This is a genomic window from Bifidobacterium pullorum subsp. saeculare, assembly GCF_016899725.1.
Lineage (GTDB): Bacteria > Actinomycetota > Actinomycetes > Actinomycetales > Bifidobacteriaceae > Bifidobacterium > Bifidobacterium pullorum_C.
Genome location: NZ_JACLYU010000040.1, coordinates 1 through 4,090, shown reverse-complemented (window position 1 = coordinate 4,090; position 4,090 = coordinate 1). Strand labels below are relative to the sequence as shown.

At 71.0% G+C, this 4,090-nt stretch carries 1 protein-coding gene; it reads right to left on the bottom strand.

From position 1 onward, the window contains the following. Positions 1-283: 283 nt before the first annotated feature. Positions 284-3,976 (bottom strand): glycoside hydrolase family 2 TIM barrel-domain containing protein, encoded by a 3,693-nt coding sequence (locus H7U32_RS09170; protein WP_204469769.1) that lies wholly within the window; start codon positions 3,974-3,976, stop codon positions 284-286. Between the last annotated feature and the right edge of the window lie 114 nt (positions 3,977-4,090).

Genomic DNA, 4,090 nt, shown 5'->3' with positions numbered 1-4,090 from the left:
TCCGAACCCGGAAGCTAAGGCCTGGCACGGCGATGGTACTGCACCCGACAGGGTGTGGGAGAGTAGCACGTCGCCGCACCACACATACAAGGACCCCGGGTCGAGCACAGCTCCCCGGGGTTCCTTCATATCCAGGCATATCCGCGCACACCACGACCCGACACGGCAAGGTCCCGGAGGACAACCCCCGGGGCCCTCGCATATCCAGGCACACCGGTTCACACGTCGAGGAGCCCCCGACGTACGAACCAGAAACAGCTACAGCCGAACCAGAATAGTCGCCTCAACGCACCCGCGGGCGGAACATGAGGTCGAGGCGGAACCTGGTCTCATCGAGGCGGTATTCCTCGGCCAGGGCGGGCCCGCAGCTGTTCGACCCGATGCCGGACTGACGCCCGACGAACACCATCGTCGACTCCGCCTCCCGCAGCTCGTGGAGATGCCCCTTCGCGGTCATTTCGGCGGCTGTATACGGCAGCGCCTGGAAGTCGAAGGTGGCCGGGCCGCCCGCCGGCGACCCCTCGCCGGCGAGGATCGTCAGCTCGGCGCCGGAACGCGGGTCGAGCAGGCTCGCCCAGTCGCAGTCATGGTGGTTGCCGTTCTCCTGCGGCTTGAGATACGGCTCGAACAGTGTGGCCGGCGTGGCTTCGAACACGCCATGCCAGCTGGCACGGCGCTTGTCCACGTAGCTTTCGTTCGGCCCCAGGCCGCAGTAGGTGACCTCGCTCATCGCCTTGGGCACCGCCAGCATGAGGCCGAAGCGCGGCAGGAACGGGAAGGCCGGGTCGCGCGTCACCTCAGCAGCCAGCTCCACCGCGCCCGAAGCGTGGATGGTCCAGGTGGCCGCGATGCGTGCGGCCGGCTGCACCACCGGCGCCACCAGCGCAAGGTCGGCGTGGATGACCAGCGGCGCGGATCCATCCTCGGCCTCGGCGCCCACCGGCTCTTCCACCGCCACCGCATACGCGCGGGCATAGGCGCGGTCATAGCGGGCCCGGCGCCACTCCTGCTTCACATACTGGTCGTTGTCCGTGGGCGCGCGCCACGCCTCCAACGCCATCGGGCGGTCGAGCAGGCTGCGGTTGCGGAACGTCATCGAGGAGAACAGGCCGGTGCGGGTGTCGATCACATAGCGGAAGTCCGCACCCTCGACGGCCAGCTCCGGGCCGCACATAACGGCGGTCGGCGTCGGCCGGCCGGCGGCCTCCTCGGCGGCGGCGATTGTCTCCTCGGAGAACACCTCGTCCACCCATGCCTCGGCGCGGTCGGCGGCCAGGCCGCGCTCGGCCAGCGCCACGCGGTTGCGGCGGTCGGCGGCCGGCACCGGCACCTCGTCGAAGCCGAGCTCGAACAGCTCCGGCATGAGCTCGACGGCCGGCACGGTCTTCTCTCCGGGCAGCACCAGACCGGTGCGGGCGACCACGGCCTCGGGCGTCAGGTAGCGGACCACCACTGCGATGCGGCCCTCCATCCCCTCCGGAATGTCGAGGCCGGGCAGCGTGACCAGCGCCTCGCCGTGCGCGGGGATCGCGTCGAGCTGCGGCTGGTCGGCGGCGTCGAAGAGGTAATAGGAATCCATCTCGCCGTCCACATACAGTTCCCACATCAGCGTGACGGCGCTGCCCAGCGGCAGCACGTCCAGCTCGTTGCGCAGCATCACCGCCCAGGCCGGCGGCTCGGCCCCGGCCGCCGCCCCGGCCGAGCCTGCCGCCCCGACGCGCGTCAGCCCGCCCACCACGCGGGCCGGGCGGAACACATTGCGGAACTCGTCGAGGCCGGTGTGCGGCGTGCGGTCCGGGTATACCAGGCCGTCCATGCAGAAGTTGCCGTCGTTCGGATACTCGCCCGAGTCGCCGCCGTAGGCGTACTCGCGGCGGCCGTCCGGCGTGGTGCCGCGGTCGATCGCGTGGTCGCACCACTCCCAGACGAACCCGCCCACCAGGCCGGGGTACCGGGCGATGCGCCCGGCGTACGCCTCCAGATCGCCCGGGCCGTTGCCCATGGCGTGGCTGTACTCGCACATCACGTACGGGCGGATCGTGCCGTCGGCGGTCACGCCGTCCTCGCCGTTCGAATGGTCGCCGCGCGGGCCCTCCGCGGAGAAGTAGTCGTCGATCTGCTCGACCGGCGGGTACATGCGCGAATGGAGGTCGAGCGCGGAGAAGTCGTAGGTGGCGCGGGCGCGGCCGTCGTCGCCGGCCATCCCGGACGGATTGGACCGGCTGCCGGCCTCGGGACCGGACCCGGCGGCCGGCGTTGCGTCGGGGCCGTCGACGGCCGTCAGCCGCGTCTGCGGCACGTACCGGGCCGACTCGTAGTGCGTCAGACGGGTGGGGTCGGCGGCCTTCGTCCAGCGCAGCGCCTCCTCGAAGCAGCAGCCGTACGCGCACTCGTTGCCCATCGACCAGATGACGATGGCCGCGTGGTTCTTGTCGCGCTCCACGCTGCGCCGCACGCGGTCCACATGCGCCTCGATCCAGTCGGGGTTGTCGCTGAGCAGCTCGCCCCAATGCGCCATCAACCGCGCCTCCTCGCCCGGTGGCAGGAGGCGCGAGTCCGTGCCGTGGCTTTCGATGTCCGCCTCCGCGCACACGTACAGGCCCACCAGATCGTACAGGTCGTAGTAGTGCGGCGCGTTCGGGTAGTGGCTGGTGCGCAGCGCGTTCACATTGTGCTGCTTCATCAGCGTGAGGTCCGCCATGAGCTGCTCCTGCGAGATGACCGGACCGGTGACCGGGTCGGAGTCGTGGCGGTTCACTCCGTGCAGCGTGATGCGCCGACGGTTCACCTCCACCACCTCGTGACGGCCGTCCGCATCGAGCGCCTTGCGTACCTCGCGGATGCCGACGAGCTGCGTGATGGCCTCGTGGCCGGTGCCGAGCACCAGCGTGTACAGGTAGGGGTCCTCGGCGCTCCACAGATGCGGGTGGGGGACCGCCAGCGTGAGTGCGGCCGTTCCGCCGGCGGCGCCGGGCATGCGGAGGGGAGCGGGGCCGACGGGACCGGGGGCTGCGTCGGCCCCGTCCGCCGCGGCCGTTCCGCCGGCGGACGGGAGGAACGATACCGTGGCGACCGTGACGCCGTCGCGGTCGACGAGCGTGGCCTCCACCGGCACCGGTTGGCCGCCGAGGAAGGCAAGCGCGACCTCCACGGCGGCCGACTCGGCGGCGGGGATGGCGTCGGGGGAGTCGGAGGTGGCCGGGGCGAGGACCGGGCGGTCGGCCGCTTCGGAGGCCGCCGCCGCGCCCTGGCTCCAGGTGATCGGGGTGGCCACGGCGAAGTCGCGGATGGCCTGCTCCGGGCGGGCCAGCAGGTAGACGTCGCGGAAGATGCCAGTGAAGCGGAACTTGTCTTGGTCCTCCAGGTAGCTGCCGTCGCACCACTTGAGCACGAGCACGGCCAGCGTGTTCGTGCCCTCCTCCACCAGGTCGGTCACGTCGAACTCGCTGGTGGCGTGCGAGACCTGCGAATAGCCGGCGAACGCGCCGTTCACCCACACATAGCAGCAGGAATCCACGCCCTCGAAGTTCAGGTAGGTGCGCGGCGCCTCGGGGTCCGGCGTCCACTCGAAGTCCGTCAGGTACACGCCGCAGGGGTTGTCCTGCGGCACATACGGCGGGTCCAGCGGGAAGGGATAGTCGATGTTCGTGTACTGCTGGCCGTCGACGCCGGCGAACTGCCAGGTGCCCGGCACCGGCGTGGGGGCGAAGCCGGCCGACGGATCCGGGTTGAAGCCTTGGTCGAAGAACGCGGGCTCGTGGCGGGCATGCGCGCGCTCCACCTCCGCGTCCAGGTCATGGATCGAGGGGTAGTGGCGGAAGTCCCAGTCGCCGTTGAGCAGCGTGAGGCGGTCGGAGGCGGCGCGGCGCTCGCCGACCGTGTCCATCGGGTGCGAGGCCGGCACATAGTACGCGCGGTTCGCCTCGCAGCCCACATGCAGCGTGGCTGGGTCCTCATAGTAGCGGGGGATGAACATCGGTGTTCGGCTCCTTCGGTCGGTGGTCGTGCTCCGCGCCACCCCGGCGGCGCGGCCACACACCATTATGCCCGCGGGCGCGGCCAGCGTGCGGGGCGGGGTAGGGGGCGCCTG

Excerpts from the sequence above, each read along its gene's own strand:
- H7U32_RS09170 (WP_204469769.1), bottom strand. The coding sequence starts at position 3,976 with ATGTTCATCCCCCGCTACTATGAGGACCCAGCCACGCTGCATGTGGGC.